The organism is Bdellovibrio sp. HCB290 (assembly GCF_047305925.1).
In the GTDB taxonomy this organism is placed as follows: domain Bacteria; phylum Bdellovibrionota; class Bdellovibrionia; order Bdellovibrionales; family Bdellovibrionaceae; genus Bdellovibrio.
In genome coordinates, this window is record NZ_CP178620.1 from 1,784,598 (window position 1) to 1,802,626 (window position 18,029).

15 protein-coding genes, 1 tRNA gene and 3 rRNA genes are annotated in these 18,029 nt (G+C 44.8%); 16 read left to right on the plus strand and 3 right to left on the minus strand.

All coding sequences use genetic code 11. The features are described from left to right. Positions 1 to 133: 133 nt before the first annotated feature. The 3 genes from ACLVWU_RS08835 (at position 134) to ACLVWU_RS08845 (ending at position 2,486) form a co-directional block, all read left to right on the plus strand. Complete coding sequence (locus tag ACLVWU_RS08835) at positions 134 to 1,465, plus strand: hypothetical protein (protein WP_413578628.1); 1,332 nt, start codon at positions 134 to 136, stop codon at positions 1,463 to 1,465. A 175-nt stretch (positions 1,466 to 1,640) separates the two neighbouring features. Next, positions 1,641 to 2,009 (plus strand): hypothetical protein, encoded by a 369-nt coding sequence (locus ACLVWU_RS08840; RefSeq protein WP_413578629.1) that lies wholly within the window; start codon positions 1,641 to 1,643, stop codon positions 2,007 to 2,009. Positions 2,010 to 2,216: 207 nt separating this feature from the next. Then, positions 2,217 to 2,486 (plus strand): hypothetical protein, encoded by a 270-nt coding sequence (locus ACLVWU_RS08845; RefSeq protein WP_413578630.1) that lies wholly within the window; start codon positions 2,217 to 2,219, stop codon positions 2,484 to 2,486. A gap of 87 nt (positions 2,487 to 2,573) precedes the next feature. Here ACLVWU_RS08845 and ACLVWU_RS08850 read toward each other — a convergent pair whose 3' ends face one another. Then, positions 2,574 to 2,840, minus strand: coding sequence for a hypothetical protein (locus ACLVWU_RS08850; protein ID WP_413578631.1), 267 nt, complete (start codon positions 2,838 to 2,840; stop codon positions 2,574 to 2,576). 671 nt (positions 2,841 to 3,511) lie between these two features. Between ACLVWU_RS08850 and ACLVWU_RS08855 the strand changes: the two genes are divergently transcribed. From ACLVWU_RS08855 to ACLVWU_RS08875, 5 genes are all read left to right on the plus strand, one after another. Further along, positions 3,512 to 5,025: ribosomal RNA gene (locus ACLVWU_RS08855) — 16S ribosomal RNA — on the plus strand. A 154-nt stretch (positions 5,026 to 5,179) separates the two neighbouring features. Then, positions 5,180 to 5,256, plus strand: a tRNA-Ile gene (locus tag ACLVWU_RS08860). A 122-nt stretch (positions 5,257 to 5,378) separates the two neighbouring features. Then, positions 5,379 to 8,319, plus strand: a 23S ribosomal RNA gene (locus ACLVWU_RS08865). Between the two features lie 254 nt (positions 8,320 to 8,573). Further along, positions 8,574 to 8,690 (plus strand): 5S ribosomal RNA (gene rrf / locus ACLVWU_RS08870). Together the 16S, 23S and 5S rRNA genes with 1 tRNA gene alongside form the textbook arrangement of a ribosomal RNA operon. A gap of 388 nt (positions 8,691 to 9,078) precedes the next feature. Continuing rightward, positions 9,079 to 9,519 (plus strand): DMT family transporter, encoded by a 441-nt coding sequence (locus tag ACLVWU_RS08875; RefSeq protein WP_413578632.1) that lies wholly within the window; start codon positions 9,079 to 9,081, stop codon positions 9,517 to 9,519. Positions 9,520 to 9,585: 66 nt separating this feature from the next. Here the strand turns inward: ACLVWU_RS08875 and ACLVWU_RS08880 are convergent, their stop codons facing one another. Both ACLVWU_RS08880 and ACLVWU_RS08885 read right to left on the minus strand, forming a co-directional pair. Beyond that, a complete protein-coding gene (locus ACLVWU_RS08880) occupies positions 9,586 to 10,209 on the minus strand; it encodes an NADPH-dependent FMN reductase (protein ID WP_413578633.1) in 624 nt (207 codons plus the stop codon). 284 nt (positions 10,210 to 10,493) lie between these two features. After that, the gene (locus ACLVWU_RS08885) at positions 10,494 to 11,126 is read right to left on the minus strand and encodes a chalcone isomerase family protein (protein WP_413578634.1); all 633 of its coding nucleotides are present in this window, start codon (positions 11,124 to 11,126) and stop codon (positions 10,494 to 10,496) included. A gap of 92 nt (positions 11,127 to 11,218) precedes the next feature. Between ACLVWU_RS08885 and ACLVWU_RS08890 the strand changes: the two genes are divergently transcribed. From ACLVWU_RS08890 to ACLVWU_RS08925, 8 genes are all read left to right on the plus strand, one after another. Beyond that, positions 11,219 to 12,592: an HD domain-containing phosphohydrolase gene (locus tag ACLVWU_RS08890; protein WP_413578635.1), complete on the plus strand. Its 1,374-nt coding sequence runs from the start codon at positions 11,219 to 11,221 to the stop codon at positions 12,590 to 12,592. Positions 12,593 to 12,680: 88 nt separating this feature from the next. Further along, positions 12,681 to 13,178 (plus strand): organic solvent tolerance protein, encoded by a 498-nt coding sequence (locus ACLVWU_RS08895; protein ID WP_413578636.1) that lies wholly within the window; start codon positions 12,681 to 12,683, stop codon positions 13,176 to 13,178. 18 nt (positions 13,179 to 13,196) lie between these two features. Beyond that, a complete protein-coding gene (locus ACLVWU_RS08900) occupies positions 13,197 to 13,574 on the plus strand; it encodes a RidA family protein (protein WP_413578637.1) in 378 nt (125 codons plus the stop codon). Further along, positions 13,552 to 14,136 carry a YdcF family protein gene (locus ACLVWU_RS08905; protein WP_413578638.1) on the plus strand — a complete coding sequence of 195 codons (585 nt, stop codon included), beginning with the start codon at positions 13,552 to 13,554 and terminating at the stop codon, positions 14,134 to 14,136. Before ACLVWU_RS08900 ends, ACLVWU_RS08905 begins: the two co-directional genes overlap by 23 nt. A gap of 114 nt (positions 14,137 to 14,250) precedes the next feature. Next, positions 14,251 to 15,033, plus strand: a complete 783-nt coding sequence (locus ACLVWU_RS08910; protein ID WP_413578639.1) for an MlaE family ABC transporter permease — start codon at positions 14,251 to 14,253, stop codon at positions 15,031 to 15,033. Next, on the plus strand, positions 15,033 to 15,743 hold the full coding sequence (locus ACLVWU_RS08915) for a cell division ATP-binding protein FtsE (RefSeq protein ID WP_413578640.1): 711 nt from the start codon (positions 15,033 to 15,035) through the stop codon (positions 15,741 to 15,743). Before ACLVWU_RS08910 ends, ACLVWU_RS08915 begins: the two co-directional genes overlap by 1 nt. Continuing rightward, complete coding sequence (locus ACLVWU_RS08920) at positions 15,740 to 16,708, plus strand: MlaD family protein (protein WP_413578641.1); 969 nt, start codon at positions 15,740 to 15,742, stop codon at positions 16,706 to 16,708. The genes ACLVWU_RS08915 and ACLVWU_RS08920 overlap by 4 nt, the downstream gene beginning before the upstream one ends. A 46-nt stretch (positions 16,709 to 16,754) precedes the next feature. Continuing rightward, on the plus strand, positions 16,755 to 18,014 hold the full coding sequence (locus ACLVWU_RS08925) for an FtsX-like permease family protein (protein WP_413578642.1): 1,260 nt from the start codon (positions 16,755 to 16,757) through the stop codon (positions 18,012 to 18,014). The last annotated feature ends 15 nt before the right edge of the window (positions 18,015 to 18,029 follow it).

Sequence of the window (18,029 nt, forward strand, 5' to 3'; positions counted from 1 at the left end):
TGGAGTTTGCAGGTTTGATCAAAATTTAGTCATGCACCTGGAAAAAACTATAAACTTAAAAATGATTATATTTGGATCGGAGAATGCGGGCATGAATCTGGTACTGGCATATGTATGAATAGGAAAATAAACCATGAGAACGCCTATATTGATTAGCACTTTCATATTCTTGACAGCTGGCTGCCAACCGAACAGTGACGGCAATTTGCTGTCTCATAATGAGTCAGATTTGTTCGCTCGGGAGTCCACGAATTCCAGTGAAGGTACGATAAAAAATCTCCAGAGTTATCCTGTGGTGAAGTATGATCAGAAAATTACAGATCAGCAATCATCGCCGCAGCAACCGACCCAACAAGGCGATTCCCAGGAAGTCAAATCCTCCCGTGATATTTCGGCAAAAGTATTCGATGCAGTTATAAGGCTCAAAATGGATCTCGCAGGTATTAAAACACCAACTGCCGAGTCAGAGGCTTTGTATAAGCTCGTATACAATTCAAAAGATTCTGATGGAATTTCGTTCTACCAGGCATTGAAGGCAGGCAAGATGCCTATTGATCTTCAATTAAACACTGCAGATTTTGTCGAAATCAGACTCCTTGCCCAGGCATTCAAGCAGTCTGCGGCTCGTTATGGATTCGATGAAACGGATCAAGCACTTGTTTTTGATGCGATACTAAAAAGAAGCTCGATGCTTGCACCATTGGAATCTCAAAGAGTGCTTGCTGCGGTCAATGGTGAGCTGTTGCAGAAAAGAACAAATGAGCTGATTCTTGCGACGTCCTTAAAATTTAAGGAATTTTGCCCTGCTTTAAAATTATTCATTACTGCAGGCGAAAATTTCTATGAAGATAAGCAGTACACACTTCCAAGTTTGATAAAAGAAAAAATTGCTTCCATAAAGCAAATTTTAAATTCTGAAATTTCAGCCTGTGCGAAGTCGGGGCTCCGTAGAACACAAAAGAACATTGAAAATGTTGAGACAGCAGTCGAAGCGGTGAGTTTCGATTTGGGTTCCCTGGAGCTATATCTGACGCCGGCGAGTGATTTTAACTGGGAAGAGTTTAAAAACTACCCGGTAAAAGCCTATCTTAAAGAGGCTAAGTACACGGGTAAGGAGAATCTCACTTTTTCCGATGTTGTGTGCACTGTGGATGGCAAAAGAATAAATCTGGCTGCCTCAGTGGGAGCAGAAAAGAAACCTGCAGAATTCGAATACGGCGTTGATGGGGTGAATCCCATCGTAATGCTAAAATCTCATGCACAGAAAGGCGTGACATTGGCATTTTTTGCCAAAAAGATTAAGGTCACAAATTTCAAAGGAATGACTCTCACCAAGATAAAGCCTGACATTCTTGTTCCAGCAGTCAATATGGTTCCTGGTCAAAAACAGGAATTCCAGCTTTGGTTTATTCCTAAAAGTAATCCGGTGGAATCTCACTTGCGCTGCATTGCCGGGGAGCTTTGATCACTCTTTTGCATTATTTCAAACGGGTCATTTGGTTCGTAAACGGCACTCATGTTTTTTGAACGGAGTTTCCACGAGCATCGCACAATGAAACTCCCAGACGCGAGTAATCTTATTCCCCACACAAATTCTGACTTTTTCAGATACTCTATACTTATGGGTGGGGTGTGGATTAATGAACTTTTCTGTCTCTTCTTTGTTGAGCTTTCTTTTCGTCCTTCACACGGTAAATATCCTGGGGCCACTTCCGGCGAAGGTTAAAAACCAAGTTGCGCGCTATCAGAGCACCAGATACGCCGTTCTAGAGGAGGCAATGTCCGAGCCAATGACCACTTTGGAGCAGCCGGCCGCAGTAAAGCCATCTTATCTGGGGATAACGGAGCTTCCGGCGAAGCCACTGTTGACATTTGAAAAGTACATCGCCAGTAGAAAACAAAAGAGGACCTTGGCAAGATTCCCCGCAAGTGTCGGTAAGGCAAAAAAATCTGGTGCAATTAAAAGCGCATCTCAAAATAGACCAACTACCAATCGTGTTATTCAATAAGCTGTATCCTAATAAGAACGGTTGTGAATAAGTTTTGGACATGTGTGTTTCCTATGCGGTTTTGTGGAAACCCACCAATATACAAGTAGATACAGAAATGAAATCTGTCTTGGCTTGTGGTTTGTTGTTCATTCGAGCTGCTGCTATTACTGCGAAATTCCCACTGGTGCGCTCCTTGCTTAATGAAACAACATAGCAGGGGGAGTAATGATACAACGATTGGTGCTGTTCATTGGGGTCACATTTTGTCTATCGCTGGCAGCAGCTGGTAACGACTTTCATTCTTTAATAGAGAGTTCCAGTCACGAAGGTGAGGAAATACAGCGGGGTCTTGTGAGGGCTGTCAGTTCAGAAAATACTTTTAAAGCCGACATCGTATCCGTGAAGCGGGAGCGTGCCTATAATCCGGTGACTTTTAATCCATTGGCAGAGAGCGACGGTGATGTAGAGGTTATCGTTAAAAGTCGAGAGCCATAACTGTTCATCTGGCGTTGGAATTCATGGAGCGTGGTAAGTGAATAAAAAAAAAGGGCGGGATTAGTTCCTGCCCTTTTTTCGTGAAGGCTAGTGGCTTTCAGTCGTTTCGGTCTCTGTCGTTGTTTTAGAAGAGCCGTCAGTGTGCTTCTTCGTCTTCTTTTTGGCTTTCTTCTCCATTTTTTTATCGCCTTCGTTCATTTTCGAAGTTTCTTTTTCGGTTGTTGTTACAGTGTCAGTGACTGGATTCTTTGAAGTGTCAGTAGTTTTGCTGTGTGTAGTTTCAGCATCGGCCGCAAATGCAAAGTGACCAGTGAAAGCGACAGCTGCCGCGATTAGAAGTACATTCTTTTTCATTCTATCCTCCTTGTGGATAATGTTTCGTACTGAAAGATATTGGCAGTGCTTAGGATTCTAGGGTGATTTACATATATGTAAGGTGTTGGAAGACATTGTTCTTAGTCATTCTCAGGTTTAATGGCAGAAGGATCTAAGCTTTTGCCTATATATTAGGGCCCGGTATTTCAGCATGAAGCGCTGCGGAGTCTGATTATGCCCATAAACTCGGCAAAAAGTGCACTTTTTGCCCGATTAAACTGCAATCGAAAATAATAAAAAAAGGCCTTGCCTGGTTGGTGTAATGAGCCTATAACTCAGCCTCACCGCCGCGTTGTTTGAAAAACCAAACATAAACAGCTGACCTAACTTATTGATTTGTATTCAATAAAGTTTGATTTTGCTGGCAGCTGAATCCAACGAACAATTTTCTGAATTTTTCTTTTTGAAAAAAATTGAGAAAAAAGTTTGATTGGGTGTTGACAAGGTCTTAGGCCTTCGATACAACCGTCTACCTTGTCGCTAAGTAACATTAACGATAAGAAATGTTTCGCTCTTTGAAAACTGAATAGCTAGAAGAAATAGATTTTTGGGCTCTTTGAATACTGAGTAATTAGTATTCACAATTTCAAATTAAATATATTCGAACAAACATACAAGCGAGAGCTAGTAGTTTGGTTGATACAGAATTTAAACTGGAGAGTTTGATTCTGGCTCAGAACAAACGCTGGCGGCGTGCCTAATACATGCAAGTCGAACGGGGAAAGCTTTCGGGTGAGTACTAGTGGCGCACGGGTGAGTAACGCGTGGATAATCTGCCTTAGAGTGGGGGATAACGAATCGAAAGATTCGCTAATACCGCATAAGACCACAAGAACTGCGGTTCAAGAGGTCAAAGGTTTTTCGCTCTAAGATGAGTCCGCGTAAGATTAGCTAGTTGGTGAGGTAACGGCTCACCAAGGCGACGATCTTTAACTGGTCTGAGAGGATGATCAGTCACACTGGAACTGAGACACGGTCCAGACTCCTACGGGAGGCAGCAGTAGGGAATATTGCACAATGGAGGAAACTCTGATGCAGCGACGCCGCGTGAGTGATGAAGGCCTTCGGGTCGTAAAGCTCTGTCGCAGGGGAATAACACAATGAATGTACCCTGCAAGAAAGGATCGGCTAACTTCGTGCCAGCAGCCGCGGTAAGACGAGGGATCCTAGCGTTGTTCGGAATTATTGGGCGTAAAGCGGGTGTAGGTGGCTATGTAAGTCAGGTGTGAAAGCCTAGGGCTCAACCCTAGAAGTGCATCTGATACTGCGTAGCTTGAGTGGTAGAGAGGATAGTAGAATTCTTGGTGTAGTGGTAAAATACGTAGATATCAAGAGGAATACCGGTGGCGAAGGCGGCTATCTGGCTACACACTGACACTCAGACCCGAAAGCGTGGGGATCAAACAGGATTAGATACCCTGGTAGTCCACGCTATAAACGATGGATACTTGTTGTTGGAGGTATTGACCCCTTCAGTGACGAAGCTAACGCGTTAAGTATCCCGCCTGGGGAGTACGGTCGCAAGATTAAAACTCAAAGAAATTGACGGGGGCCCGCACAAGCGGTGGAGCATGTGGTTTAATTCGATGCAACGCGAAGAACCTTACCTAGGCTTGACATGTACTGGAAGATTGGCGGAAACGTCGTCGCCCGCAAGGGTCGGTACACAGGTGCTGCATGGCTGTCGTCAGCTCGTGTCGTGAGATGTTGGGTTAAGTCCCGCAACGAGCGCAACCCCTGCATTTAGTTGCCAGCATTAAGTTGGGCACTCTAGATGGACTGCCGGTGTTAAACCGGAGGAAGGTGGGGATGACGTCAAGTCCTCATGGCCCTTATGCCTAGGGCTACACACGTGCTACAATGGTAGTCACAAACTGAAGCGAAGTCGCGAGATGGAGCTAATCGGAGAAAAGCTATCTAAGTTCAGATTGGTCTCTGCAACTCGAGACCATGAAGTTGGAATCGCTAGTAATCGCGGATCAGAATGCCGCGGTGAATACGTTCCCGGGCCTTGTACACACCGCCCGTCACACCATGAAAGTTGGTTGTACCAGAAGTCGCTGCGCTAACCGCAAGGAGGCAGGCGCCCAAGGTATGGTCGATGATTGGGGTGAAGTCGTAACAAGGTAGCCGTAGGGGAACCTGCGGCTGGATCACCTCCTTTCTAAGGATTACGGTGATCAGCACTTCAAGTTTATCTTGAAGAAAAGCAATCACATATCTTAGGTCAACTCACTCTTCCCGAGTGGGTGAGTCCCAAAAATCTTTTCTAGCTGTTTAGTTTTGAGAGAGTGAAAACTCTTATGCGCATCTAACATGGGCCAGTAGCTCAGTTGGTTAGAGCACACGCTTGATAAGCGTGGGGTCGGAAGTTCGAGTCTTCCCTGGCCCACCAACTTTCAACAAATTGAGTTGGTCTGTTAGAGGCACAAAAGAGGTTTTTGCTACTTAATGTTTTCGTTCTTTGACAATTGAATAGATTGATTTAGTTGATTTTTAGCGAGGTTAGTTCCATTTTTTAAAGCTACAAAGGGCTTACGGTGGATGCCTTGGCACTAAGAAGCGATGAAGGACGTGGTAAGCTGCGATAAGCTTCGGGTAGTGGCACACACACTTTGACCCGGAGATTTCCGAATGGGGAAACCCACCATTTTATGGTATCATTCACTGAATACATAGGTGTCTGAAGCGAACGAGGGGAAGTGAAACATCTCAGTACCCTCAGGAAAAGAAATCAATTCCGAGATTACCCTAGTAGTGGCGAGCGAACGGGTAACAGCCTAAACCTTAATCATTTATTTGATTGAGGGGTCGTGGGACCGCAATATGGGACCGGAGAGTATAGAACAACAGTCTGGAAAGTCTGGCAAGATAGGGTGATAGCCCCGTGTTCGAAATGCTCAATGGCTCTAGCGGCATCCCGAGTACCACAAAACACGTGAAATTTTGTGGGAATCTGTGAGGACCACCTCATAAGGCTAAATATTCCTTAGTGACCGATAGTGAACAAGTACCGTGAGGGAAAGGTGAAAAGAACCCCGAGAGGGGAGTGAAATAGAAACTGAAACCGTAAGCTTACAAGCAGTTAGAGCCCCTTACGTGGGTGATAGCGTACCTTTTGCATAATGAGTCAGCGAGTTATGTTTGCAAGCGAGATTAAGCCGTTGAAGGTGTAGTCGTAGCGAAAGCGAGTCTGAATAGGGCGTTTAGTTTGCAGGCATAGACCCGAAACCCGGTGATCTAATCATGGACAGGTTGAAGCGAGGGTAACACCTCGTGGAGGACCGAACAAGTTGAGGTTGAAAACTCTTTTGATGATCTGTGATTAGGGGTGAAAGGCCAATCAAACTGGGTGATAGCTGGTTCTCCCCGAAATATATTTAGGTATAGCGTTGAGTAAAAAGTATCGTGGAGGTAGAGCACTGAATGGGCTAGGGGTCTTTACCGGATTACCAAACCCAAATAAACTCCGAATGCCACAGATATGTTCCTCAGCAGGCAGACTCAGGGTGATAAGGTCATGAGTCGAGAGGGAAAGAGCCCAGACCAACAGCTAAGGTCCCTAAATGCACGCTCAGTGGAGAACGTTGTGGAGTTACTTTGACAACTAGGAGGTTGGCTTAGAAGCAGCAATCCTTTAAAGAAAGCGTAATAGCTCACTAGTCTAGTGACTCTGCGCGGAAGATACAACGGGGCTAAGCGTGTTACCGAAGCTTTGGATTAAGATATTTTATATTTTAGTGGTAGGGGAGCGTTCTAGCGTAGGATGAAGGTTGACCGGTAGGACAGCTGGACGAACTAGAAGTGATCATGCTGACATAAGTAGCGTTGAACTCGGGTGAAAAACCCGGGCGCCGAAAACTCAAGGATTCCTGGGTAAAGATAATCTTCCCAGGGTTAGTCGAGTCCTAAGATGAGGCCAAGTGGCGTAATCGATGGCAAAACGGTTAATATTCCGTTACCTAGCAAATTGTGTTTAAGGAATGACGGTATAGGCTATCTCAGCCTCTTATTGGATTGAGGTGTAAGCGTGTAGGTGGTGTCGTAGGCAAATCCGCGGCACATAACACTGAGGCGTGAATGCGAGGATCTTTGATCCGGAAGTGAGAAAAGCCATGTATCCAAGAAAAGTTTCGTAAATTTAGATTTGTTAGCTCGTACCGTAAACCGACTCAGGTGAGTGGGGTGAATATCCTAAGGCGATGGGGTGAATTTTGGTCAAGGAACTCGGCAACTTAACACCGTAACTTCGGGAAAAGGTGTGCCCGCGAGAGTGTAAGGATTTACTCCCCAAGCTTTTTCGGGTCGCAGAGAAATGGGAGTAGCGACTGTTTATCAAAAACACAGGTATGTGCAAAGTCTCAAGACGAAGTATACATACTGACGCCTGCCCGGTGCTGGAAGGTTAAGAGGATTAGTTAGCGCAAGCGAAGCTGAGAATCGAAGCCCCAGTAAACGGCGGCCGTAACTATAACGGTCCTAAGGTAGCGAAATTCCTTGTCGGGTAAGTTCCGACCTGCACGAATGGCGTAACGACTTCTCCGGTGTCTCGACCAAATGCCTCGCGAAATTGAATTCTCGGTGAAAATGCCGAGTACCCGCAGAAAGACGGAAAGACCCCGTGAACCTTTACTGTAGCTTGGCAGTGATTTTAGAGTTGGCATGTGTAGGATAGGTGGGAGACTTTGAAGCAGGGGCGCTAGCCCTTGTGGAGTCAACCTTGAAATACCACCCTTGGCACCTTTGAAATCTAACCTGCTGCTCTTTACGAGCAGAGGGACACTGTCTGGTGGGCAGTTTGACTGGGGCGGTCGCCTCCCAAAAAGTAACGGAGGCGCGCGATGGTCCCCTCAGCCTGATTGGAAACCAGGCGTCGAGTGCATTGGCATAAGGGGGCTTGACTGCGAGACCTACAAGTCGAGCAGGTGCGAAAGCAGGCCAAAGTGATCCGGTGGTCCCGCGTGGAAGGGCCATCGCTCAACGGATAAAAGGTACTCCGGGGATAACAGGCTTATTCCATCCAAGAGTCCATATCGACGATGGAGTTTGGCACCTCGATGTCGGCTCATCACATCCTGGGGCTGGAGCAGGTCCCAAGGGTTTAGCTGTTCGCTAATTAAAGTGGTACGCGAGCTGGGTTCAGAACGTCGTGAGACAGTTTGGTCCTTATCTTCTGTGGGCGCATGAAATTTGAGTAGACCTGTCCTTAGTACGAGAGGACCGGGATGGACGAACCTCTGGTGTTCCTGTTGTTCTGCCAAGAGCAATGCAGGGTAGCTATGTTCGGAACTGATAACCGCTGAAAGCATCTAAGCGGGAAGCAGACTACAAGATTAGATTTCACTGGGGCTTCGGCCCCCTAAAGACTCCTCGGAGACTACGAGGTTGATAGGCGGAAGGTGTAAGTACAGTAATGTATTCAGCTGATCCGTACTAATAGGTCGTGAGGCTTTTTTAAAAAAATATTCTTCTAATTTTTAAGTTACGAAGATTTCGTCTCAGTGACTTCCTTTAATTAGGAATGAGAGACTAGCTCTCTGAATAAGTAAGAGAGTTAAAACTTGGAACTAACGATAACTCGCTAAAAATCAATTAAATCAATCATTCAGTTGTCTGAAATAGAAAGTAACTTCTCCATTTGTATTGGAAGTAAGTTGCAAAGAAGAACGACGAAGTATAAACGTACTTCATCTTTGTTTTAATAAACGCTTTGCTGGTGTTTATAGCAGAGGGGCCACACCTGATCCCATTCCGAACTCAGAAGTTAAGTCCTCTTGCGGCGATGGTATTGCATGGGCGACCATGTGGGAGAGTAGCACGACGCCAGCTCTTTTTTACTCGAACCCGGTCTGGAAACAGATCGGGTTTTTTTATGGGTAAACATCAAACAGATTCATATTTATTTTGGGGCTGAAATATGCCTAAAACCAATACAGAAGTCACATCTAAATTATCAAAGTGAATGTCTCGGTTTGATATCGGGAAGCAAGCTAAGTTGTTGTATTTACGACGTTAAATAATATTAGTCCAGTCGCGAGAGCTTTTTGTCAGCTGCCATGATATTCTAATCATATCAAAAGACAGGAATATTCTTCCTGTTCGCTTTTTTAAGTCTTTTTTCCGCATGGATTCAAAAAAAGATCTCCCAGAGAGTCATCTGGGCAAGGGAACTAAAAACTGAATAAACGACAAGAAAGGTCATCCTAAACGGTGCTTTATGCCATATGCATATCTTGCGGCGGCAATAATTTTCGAGATCCTGGGTACGATCGGTATGAAATACGCAGATGGGTTCACGCGGCTGATTCCATCGGTGTTAATGGTTCTATGTTTTGCTATTTCTTTTTTCTGTATCACGTTTGCACTTAAAACTCTGCCAGTCAGTGTGGTTTATGCCATCTGGGCGGGGGTTGGTACCGCTATTATGGCGGTGCTAGGACTTGTTATGTTCAATGAACCACTGCCAATGCAAAAGGTGCTGGCTACTTCATTGATTATTTTAGGTGTTGTGATGTTGAACTTCTCAGGCGAAAAACCTGTGGATCAAGTCGCAGCTGAAACTGAAGTAAAAGAGATGAAAACGGTTCCTGAAAAAATGGTGATCACGCCGGCGGTAGAGCTTCGGGCAAGGTCTGCTGTGAATAGGAATTCCGGATAATAAATAAGAAAAAGTAAAACAGAAGAACGAAAAAGACCGAAGAAAATCTTCGGTCTTTTTTTTTGATCAGTGCGGATGATTTTCGTTATGACTTTGTTTTTGCTCGTCAAAAAACTCGGTGAGTCTGTCGAAGGGCGTTTCGCTTCTTGAAGCATACTGAAGAAAGCTGTGAACAAGTTTTTTAAGGCGTTCGGTCTGTTTTTGGTCTTTGAGTTGATCTTGTTCATCATAAGCCGTTTCGGCAAAGGCCACCCCAAAGTAGTCTGGATATACAAAAGCATTTAACACGTGCAACGGCACCCGGCTGTGAAAGTTGCCTTTAATCGCGGCAAATTGACTTATAGAGGCACCAATCAGCAGGATCTGCTTGCTATGCAACGGAACGGGTTTAAGCCGGGACAGCCAGTCTACGGCATTTTTAAACGGTCCCGGCATGCCGCCGTTGTATTCCGGGGAGGAAATAATGATGGCATCAGCTCCGTTGATCTTTTCTGCGAGTTTATTAACTCCCTCGGGGATTCCAACTCCGGTTTCCAGGTCGCCATCATAGACGGGCATCGGAAAATCATTGAATTCACACAATTCAACCTCAGCTCCTGGGAATTCTTCTGCAAAGGACTTGGCGATGCGAATGAGTTTTTTGTTGTAGGAACCTTTTCTAAGAACAGGTGCAAAGCAGAATATTTTCATTTAAAACATCCTTTTAAATATCGGCAAGTTCGACTCTCAAGGGAGAGCTGTTTTTTTAAACAATGCCTCTGGATATTTTATGATGTAATTCAAATTACGGAGCTTTCTTGTGGGGCTTTTGTCAACAAACACCAGGGACTCTGCGAAGGAAGCGAGTGTGATCTGCCCTTTTGCTGAGAGAATCAGGCAGAATTGAATGAATCAATCTGGCGTTGACTTAGGTCGGCGCGAGGCGCTGAAAAAATCTGGCGGTCAGCCCCATTTGTGGGAAAAGCTATGAACAACTACTTTAACATGGATTTTTTAAGTTGAGCGACTCCATCATCCGAAGGCTTGCCCAGCCAAATGGAAAAGACTTTCTCGATCAAGCCGGCTGGACCTTTGATTTCTGTGATGCTCCCAGTAGTTGTTTCATAGGAGATTTTTTCGGCTCCATCTTTTAGGCGTGTTCCGAGGATTGTCAGAGCTTTTCCTTTTTCGGCTTCGCCACCTTTTGAAACGGCATCAAGGAATTGTTTTACTGATGAATCGTCCAGACTAACTGAATTGGTTTTTAATGCTTCCTTAAAGGATTTTTGTACATTGTCTGCATCCACCTCGCGTAGGAAGTGAAGTTGAATTGCTACGGCCTGCTGGTCCTTCATAGAACTAAGTGGGTCGGCCTTGTTGAGTTTTGCTGGATCCGCGACATAAAGTTCGCCGACGTATACCTTAACATTTACCAAGACCACTTTTTTTGCTCGAAGTCCCGCACCTACCTCGCTAAGTTTGATCTCTGCTCCCTCAACATTTGTCGTAGCAGCGGAGGATAGTGTGACTGTTTCCAGTTTGTTTGTGCTGGCTTCGGTTTTAAGAAGGGTAGCGTTTGCGGAGAAGGAGAACAAAATTGAAAGTAGGGAAGTGATGATTGTTTTCATAGTATTAGAATTCTGGCGTGGATCTAGATTGTCAATTTAGTTTCAGGATTTTCTGGTAGCAAGTAGAGGTATGGCGTAACATATTAGTGTTTATGGCTGAAAAACGTCCTGCGATTTTTTTTCGACAGAAATTGGAGCTTTTGCTGTTAAGTCAGCGAGAGGATGTGCTGTCTCGTGTTCGCAGCCTAATTTCAACCCACGGTTTCACCTTTCGTCACGTTCTCGCATTAGATGATGTTAAGAATCGTCCTTTCGAAACACAGAGAGCAGTCGTTATTGTTGTTGCACAAGAAGAGTCTGAACATATCGGGGCCTTTTCAGAACGCATTCTGGGATTGGTGGAAAGATTTCCTTTATCCACCATATTCACTCTTACTCATGAAGCTCCCGATAAAAATAAATTTTCCGGTCCAAAATTTTCCCGCGTGATTTTGATCACTCCGCTGGATTTCTTTCAGAACTTTAAATTTGAATACATGCTTCTGTTAAAATGCCGGGCGCAGTTTTTTGATATTTTGCCAACGGATTTGTTTTCCATGACGACTCTGCCGTTTACAGTGTTTGTGCGAATGCCGGCAAATCAAAGAATCATGGGAGTGGCGTTTCGCGGAGTTATTTTATCTGATTCGAAGTATCAGAAAATGCTGACCAAGGGTGGCTTTTTAATTCAAGGGGCCGAGGCTCAGGTTTATCTCGAATATATCAGCACATATTTCGACCTCTCCGGTATGTCCCTGCGAAAAAGAGTTCGTGCCCATTTTACTGCAATTGCAGCCCTTTGGGCAGAGTTGAGTGAAGTGACTTTGTTTGAATTCAAGACGGCGACAGATACAGAAATCAATTCGATTTATGAACAACTTGTAAAATCAGTTCAGGTATTTGTGGAAACCATGAAGAGTGAAGAAAACCTTTGGGATGCTTTGCTTGAATCCATGGATAATGATCTTTTCAACAAATGGCGAAGCCCATGGGTTGGCGCCTATGCCGCTTATATTTCCCAAAAATCCGGAGTGGGAAATCCCGTCGATGCCTTTCTGGCAGGATTATTGTGTGACGTAGGTTTGTTTGATATTCCGAACGAAACCTATCAGTTGTTTTTGAAATCTGGAGAGTCGGCACTGGATCCACAGCAAATGGATGAGTATCGAAAACACCCGATGATGTCTTTGAATCGTTGTCTCTTTAAAAAAATACCAGTGAGTGAGCAGGTCAAAGCCATTATGGTTTGTGTACACGAACGAGCGGATGAGAGAGGTTTCCCAAGTCAGACGCCGTTTGACATGGTTCCGGTCGAGGCGTCTTTGATTCGGTTTGGAGAATTGATCGATCTCGGGACCCGCACGACGATGCACGAAAAGTCCATAGGCTTCCGTTATCTCCGAGAGAAAATCTGGGATGAGGTGAAGACAAAATCTGGTAATTTCACCCCGGGATTTCTGGAAAAGATCTCAGAAAGTCTTCTGTAAGGTTTGACACCTATTGTAAGAGATAGATTCCTTTTGCGCCCTTTAAAGCTTTTGCATTTAATAGAGCCTTCATTAAGGAGAAGGTATAATGCTTAAAGTTTTAGCATTGGTGTTTGCAGTTTTGACCGGCGTAAGTGTTGCTGAGGCAAAGGATTTAACGAACCGCCTGGGTGTTGGAGTCAAATCACATTCCACTTTGGATCTGCCAGAGTTGGCAGTTGTTTATAACCCTTCTTCAGAGATTCAAGTAACTGGTGGGCTGGGGATCGACACACAAAAAGATCAATCTAAATTTGCTGCGATGGCGGGTGTTCGAAGAATCGTGTTTAAAGAACAAAACATGAACTTCTACATGGGTGGTACAATTGGTTTACTTAATTGGGAAGAACTAAATGACGCTGGTACCAGAGAAAAACAATCTGGTTTTGAATTGGATGCTGTATTTGGTGGTGAGTTCTTTTTTACGGGGCTTGAATCATTGGGATTCACCTTTGAAGGTGGTGTGGGAGTGATCTCTGCAGATAATGTTCGTTTCAGAACGATTGCAGACAGTCCTTTCCGTGCTGGCATTATTTTTTATTTCTAAATCGTAAAGGAAGTTTATATGAAAAAAGTTATTCACACAGACAACGCACCTAAAGCAGTAGGTCCATACTCGCAAGCAGTTGCGATGGGTGATTTTTTGTTCTGTTCCGGTCAGATATCAATTGATCCAAAAACAAATGAAGTCTTCACGGGCGATATCAAAACGCAAACTGAAATGGTGATGAAGAATGTTGAGGCAGTGCTTGGCGCCAACAACATGAACTTTGCAAATGTTGTAAAGACTACGATCTTTCTGACAAATATGGCTGATTTTGCTACCGTGAATGAGATCTATGCAAAGGCCTTCACTGCTGCTCCGCCAGCTCGTTCGACTGTTGCTGTAGCCGCGTTGCCAAAAGGCGTGAACGTGGAGATTGAAGTTCTTGCTCACCGCTAAGGCGCTGATACGCAAACGCATTTTTTGGATCGTGATTATTCTGGGGGCGCTGATAATTCAGCGCTTTGTGCGTGAGTATCACTTTATTGAAAATGAACCCATGATCTCCTGGACGCGAACTCAAAATGCAGACTGTGCTGTAGTGCTTACCGGTGGGGCGGGGCGTGTTCGTGAAGGCTTTGATCTTCTGGCAAATCAAAACGTCAAGAAGCTGGTGATTTCCGGGGTCTATTCCAATGCGCGCATGAGAGAAATCATGCCGGTATGGCCGTTCTATGGCAGCTTAAACGAGAATGATGTAGTTCTTGATCGTCGCTCAGAGACCACCTTTGGGAATGCACAACAAAGCTTACCGATCGTTGAAGCATTGAAGTGCCGTGATATACTTTTGGTCACATCGAGATTGCACATGTATCGCTCTTACAAAACCTTTCGCTCTGCCTTCCCTGAAAACATTTATATTCAAAAGCATCCTATTGTGGGTGGGCGCTACGAGGCTTCCGTCCTGGAAACAGGGTTTGAAGCTTTGAAGTCTTTCTTTTATTCCCTGTGGGCATACTAAATCCAGACCTAAGTTTGTAAACGAAAGTACGATATTTGCCGATAAATTCCCTAGGAAACTGGGGAAAAGTAAATGAATTCTTTACTCTTACAAATCGACTCCCTTGGGAGGTTTGTGACAAAGAACATGGAGTACACATGGCGTGTTCTCCTGATGGTATATCTTTCCCTTCGTGCAACAGTTTTGGATCAGACTCAAGGGGCACGACAGATTGTACGAGTTATTTCCGCGCAAATTTATTTCACAGGTTGGCAGGCTTTGCCCTTAGTCAGTGTTCTGGCTTTGGCGTCGGGCAGTGTTTTGGTTTTACAATCCCTTTCGAATCTTTCAAAATTCGGTGGCTCTCAAATGGTGGGGCCGTTTTTGATTGTGATGGTCCTGCGTGAAGCGGGCCCTTTGTTGGTTGCTCTGGTGGTCACAGCCCGATCGGGAACAGCAGTGGCTTCAGAAATTGGGAATATGCGTGCTAATCGGGAAATTGAAGCTTTGGAAGTGATGGGGATCAATCCCCTGAGTTACATCGTATTCCCTCGTGTTCTGGGCGGCGTGATCAGTTTACTTTGTCTGGCATTTTATTTTAACTTTGTCGCTTTGATTGGTGGATTCTGTGTGACGAAGTTCATTCAGGACATGCCGTTTGCGTTTTACGCAGAGTCTTTGATGACAGCGTTCTCCCTGGATGATTTCTGGATATTTCTTCTGAAGAACAGTTTTAGTGGAATGATCATTTTCGTTGTTTCCTGCTATCAGGGACTTTCTGTGAAAAAGAGTCCCACTGAAGTTCCGCAGGTTACCACTCAAGCCGTGGTGAACAGTATTATCTTCGTTATCGTATTTAATTTAATTGTAACAGCTTTGTTTTATTTAAATCAGTTGCGCAATCTGGGGGTTTTATAATGAAGATCGAAAGTCTTAAGTTTGAAGGCGTATCTTTTTCGCACGAAGGCCAGGATCCGGTCATTGCGAATGTCGAGTTCGATTTTCCCATGAATGAAATCCTGTGGGTGAAGGCGGAAGAAGGGGCTGGTAAAAGCTCTTTGCTGCAGATTTTGGCGGGGTTGCAGATGCCTCAGTCAGGGCAGTTTTTGATTAATGGTCAGAATGTCTGTGACATGTCCTTTGAGGAGTTTTTACCGTACCGACTGGAGATTGGTTATTCTTTTGATTACGGTGGTTTGATTAACAATCAAACTCTGTTCGAAAATATGATGCTGCCTCTTCTGTATCATAAGGTTTTAAGCCCTGAAGATGCAAAAGCGCGCGTTGACGAAATTTTTAAAATCTTTGATGTGACAAAGTTTGCTCACGAAAGACCGGCGCATGTGCCGGGACGTTTACGTAAGTTGACGTGCTTGTTGCGAGCGATGGTTATGCGTCCACAGATTCTTTTACTTGATGATCCAAGTGTAGGCTTGGGGCAAGACAGTATTTATACTTTGGTGGATTATATTCATCAATTGCGCAAAGAAGGCTGTTTAAATCACGTGTTTATCAGCTCATATGATGAAAAATTTATGAACCTGTTTAATTATCAAATCGTTCATTTGGATGACGGTCAGCTGTACTTTCAACCCGTTGATCCAGAGAAGAGAGTTGTCCATCTATGATGAATGTAAAGTTCAATAAATTTGAACGAGTTGCAGGGCTCTTTGTTGGTCTTGCTATTTTTGGCGTGCTGGCAACGGCTTTCAGTATTGCCGTCAAGCAGGGGTGGTTTGATTCAAAAACCTACTATTCGACGACTTTTGAAAACGCTGATGGACTTCACCAGGGAACAACGGTTCACATGGCGGGGCTTCGCGCCGGAGCTGTTGAAGAAGTTGAGCTGCGTGCGGATAACAAAATTCAAGTGACGTTTTATGTTTTAAGTAAATTTCAGGAGCGGGTTCGTCAGGATAGTACCGTTCAATTGAATCGACCGTTTATTATTGGTGAAAAAATTCTGGAAGTTACAGTTGGGTCCGAGCGTGCTCCAGTACTTTCTGGGAATAGCTTTATTAATTCCAACGAATCCATGGATATCGTTTCCATGTTAAGCAGTCGCAATATCAGCATGACAATGTCCCGCGTGGGTGGATTGCTTGAAAATCTGCAGATGCTGGTTGAGGCATTTGCAGACAAAGATCGCGCAGCAAGCTTTGTGAGGGTGATCGACAGAATGGACCCGTTGATGAAAAACATGACGGTGATGTCGCAGGAAGTGATTAAGCTTTCCAAACAGGCGACCGCGAATGACTCTATGGAAGTACTGATGAAAAATCTTGCAACGACCACGACGGAAATCAATCGCATCCTCCCGGAGTTAAACAGACAAAATCCTGAGCTTGCAAAGGACTTGGCGGTGATGACTCAAAACCTGGCCGTCGTTACTCAGGCCGTGGGCCCTGCAGCTCGAGAGTTGGGTCCTGAGTTTCCGCAGGCATCCCGTCGCATGCTGGAGGTTTTGAATGAAACTGTCGTGACTTTGAAAGCGATGCAAAAAAGCTTTTTTATGGAAAGTAATGTCAGGGAAGTACGTAAAGAGGAAGCTCTGCAGCGTGTTCCTGCGAATGATAAATCCGCAAATAAATAGCCCATAAAAGGCTTGAATCCCACAAACGAAACAATAAGATGAAGAGATGCTAGTTGGGCATCTCTTTCGTCATTTTATCTTCTCAAAGCGGGCTGGGGCGTTAATCCGTCGCATCGCTTTTTTATCTATTGGTGGCATCACAGTCAGCGTGACAGCCTTTCTGGTTGTTTTGTTTGTGATGAATGGAATGAACGCCAGCATTCGAAAGCGTATTCTGGGTCTTGAGCCTCATTTGTACGTGACTGTGCCGGGAGTGCAGAATGCCATGGGATTGGAGACACATCCGGTTTATTCCCGAATTAAGGAAGATCCCACCACGCAAGCCTACGTTTATGAAACTCAAGACGTTATCTTGCGCAGTCAGGATGGTCAATTCCGCGGAGCCTTTGCCCGTGGGGTAACACGACAAAGTTTGGAATATTTTATTTCTGAGTTGGCTCGATTGGATGCTGAAAAACCGCAAAACGCAAAGGGAGGCCCTCCTTCCTATGTTTGGGATCCTCAGGATGTTCCTGATGAAGGAGAAGTTGTTCTTGGTGTCGATTTAGCGCAGTCGTTGGGGGTTTTCGATGGTGATTTTATTACTGTCGTGTCTCCGACAGGATTGCTTTTGCCTCCGGGACAAACCCCGAAGTTTGAACGTGTGAGGGTAAAAAGAGTTGTTACGACAGCATTGCCTGACGTGGATTCGCAATATCTTTTCTATCAACGTGGCAAAGCCTTGAAGGCCCTCGGCAGTGGTGATTTGAAAAAGCTGGGTGTTGAGATGTGGCTAGCGGATGATCGCCGAGTAGAAATTGTTAAAAATGACTTGATGAAGTTTTCGGACGTGCAAGTGGAAACCTGGATGGAGCGCAATTCGGCTTTGTTTTATGCTCTCAAGTTAGAGAAACTGACAATTGGAGTGTTTTTGGGACTTGCCGGAATGATCGCAGCGAGTTCGATATTGACAGTCCTGGCCCTTCTTCTTTCTCAGAAAAGGCGCGACATAGCTGTGTTGCGTACTATCGGTTTGTCAGGAAGACAAACTGTTAAGATCTTCACGCAAATTGGATTTTTGCTGGCTGGCTCTGGCGTGCTGATGGGAGTTCTTATTGGAACTGGCATTGGTTTGTATATTCAAAGAAATCCGCTCACAATGTGGTCGTCACAAACGTTCTACGATACAACTATTCCAAGTCTGGTGGATTGGTGGTTGGTTTTCGGGGTCTTGTTGGTGAGTTCGTTGATTGCTTTACTGGGATCTTATATTCCAGCGAGAACTGCCACTGATGTGCAGCCTTCTGATGCATTAAGAATGAAATAAAAAAAAGCCCACTAA

Excerpts from the sequence above, each read along its gene's own strand:
- ACLVWU_RS08875 (WP_413578632.1), top strand. The coding sequence starts at position 9,079 with ATGCCATATGCATATCTTGCGGCGGCAATAATTTTCGAGATCCTGGGT.
- ACLVWU_RS08915 (WP_413578640.1), top strand. The coding sequence starts at position 15,033 with ATGAAGATCGAAAGTCTTAAGTTTGAAGGCGTATCTTTTTCGCACGAA.
- ACLVWU_RS08845 (WP_413578630.1), top strand. The coding sequence starts at position 2,217 with ATGATACAACGATTGGTGCTGTTCATTGGGGTCACATTTTGTCTATCG.
- ACLVWU_RS08925 (WP_413578642.1), top strand. The coding sequence starts at position 16,755 with ATGCTAGTTGGGCATCTCTTTCGTCATTTTATCTTCTCAAAGCGGGCT.
- ACLVWU_RS08890 (WP_413578635.1), top strand. The coding sequence starts at position 11,219 with ATGGCTGAAAAACGTCCTGCGATTTTTTTTCGACAGAAATTGGAGCTT.
- ACLVWU_RS08920 (WP_413578641.1), top strand. The coding sequence starts at position 15,740 with ATGATGAATGTAAAGTTCAATAAATTTGAACGAGTTGCAGGGCTCTTT.
- ACLVWU_RS08850 (WP_413578631.1), bottom strand. The coding sequence starts at position 2,840 with ATGAAAAAGAATGTACTTCTAATCGCGGCAGCTGTCGCTTTCACTGGT.
- ACLVWU_RS08900 (WP_413578637.1), top strand. The coding sequence starts at position 13,197 with ATGAAAAAAGTTATTCACACAGACAACGCACCTAAAGCAGTAGGTCCA.
- ACLVWU_RS08885 (WP_413578634.1), bottom strand. The coding sequence starts at position 11,126 with ATGAAAACAATCATCACTTCCCTACTTTCAATTTTGTTCTCCTTCTCC.
- ACLVWU_RS08895 (WP_413578636.1), top strand. The coding sequence starts at position 12,681 with ATGCTTAAAGTTTTAGCATTGGTGTTTGCAGTTTTGACCGGCGTAAGT.
- ACLVWU_RS08880 (WP_413578633.1), bottom strand. The coding sequence starts at position 10,209 with ATGAAAATATTCTGCTTTGCACCTGTTCTTAGAAAAGGTTCCTACAAC.
- ACLVWU_RS08835 (WP_413578628.1), top strand. The coding sequence starts at position 134 with ATGAGAACGCCTATATTGATTAGCACTTTCATATTCTTGACAGCTGGC.
- ACLVWU_RS08840 (WP_413578629.1), top strand. The coding sequence starts at position 1,641 with ATGAACTTTTCTGTCTCTTCTTTGTTGAGCTTTCTTTTCGTCCTTCAC.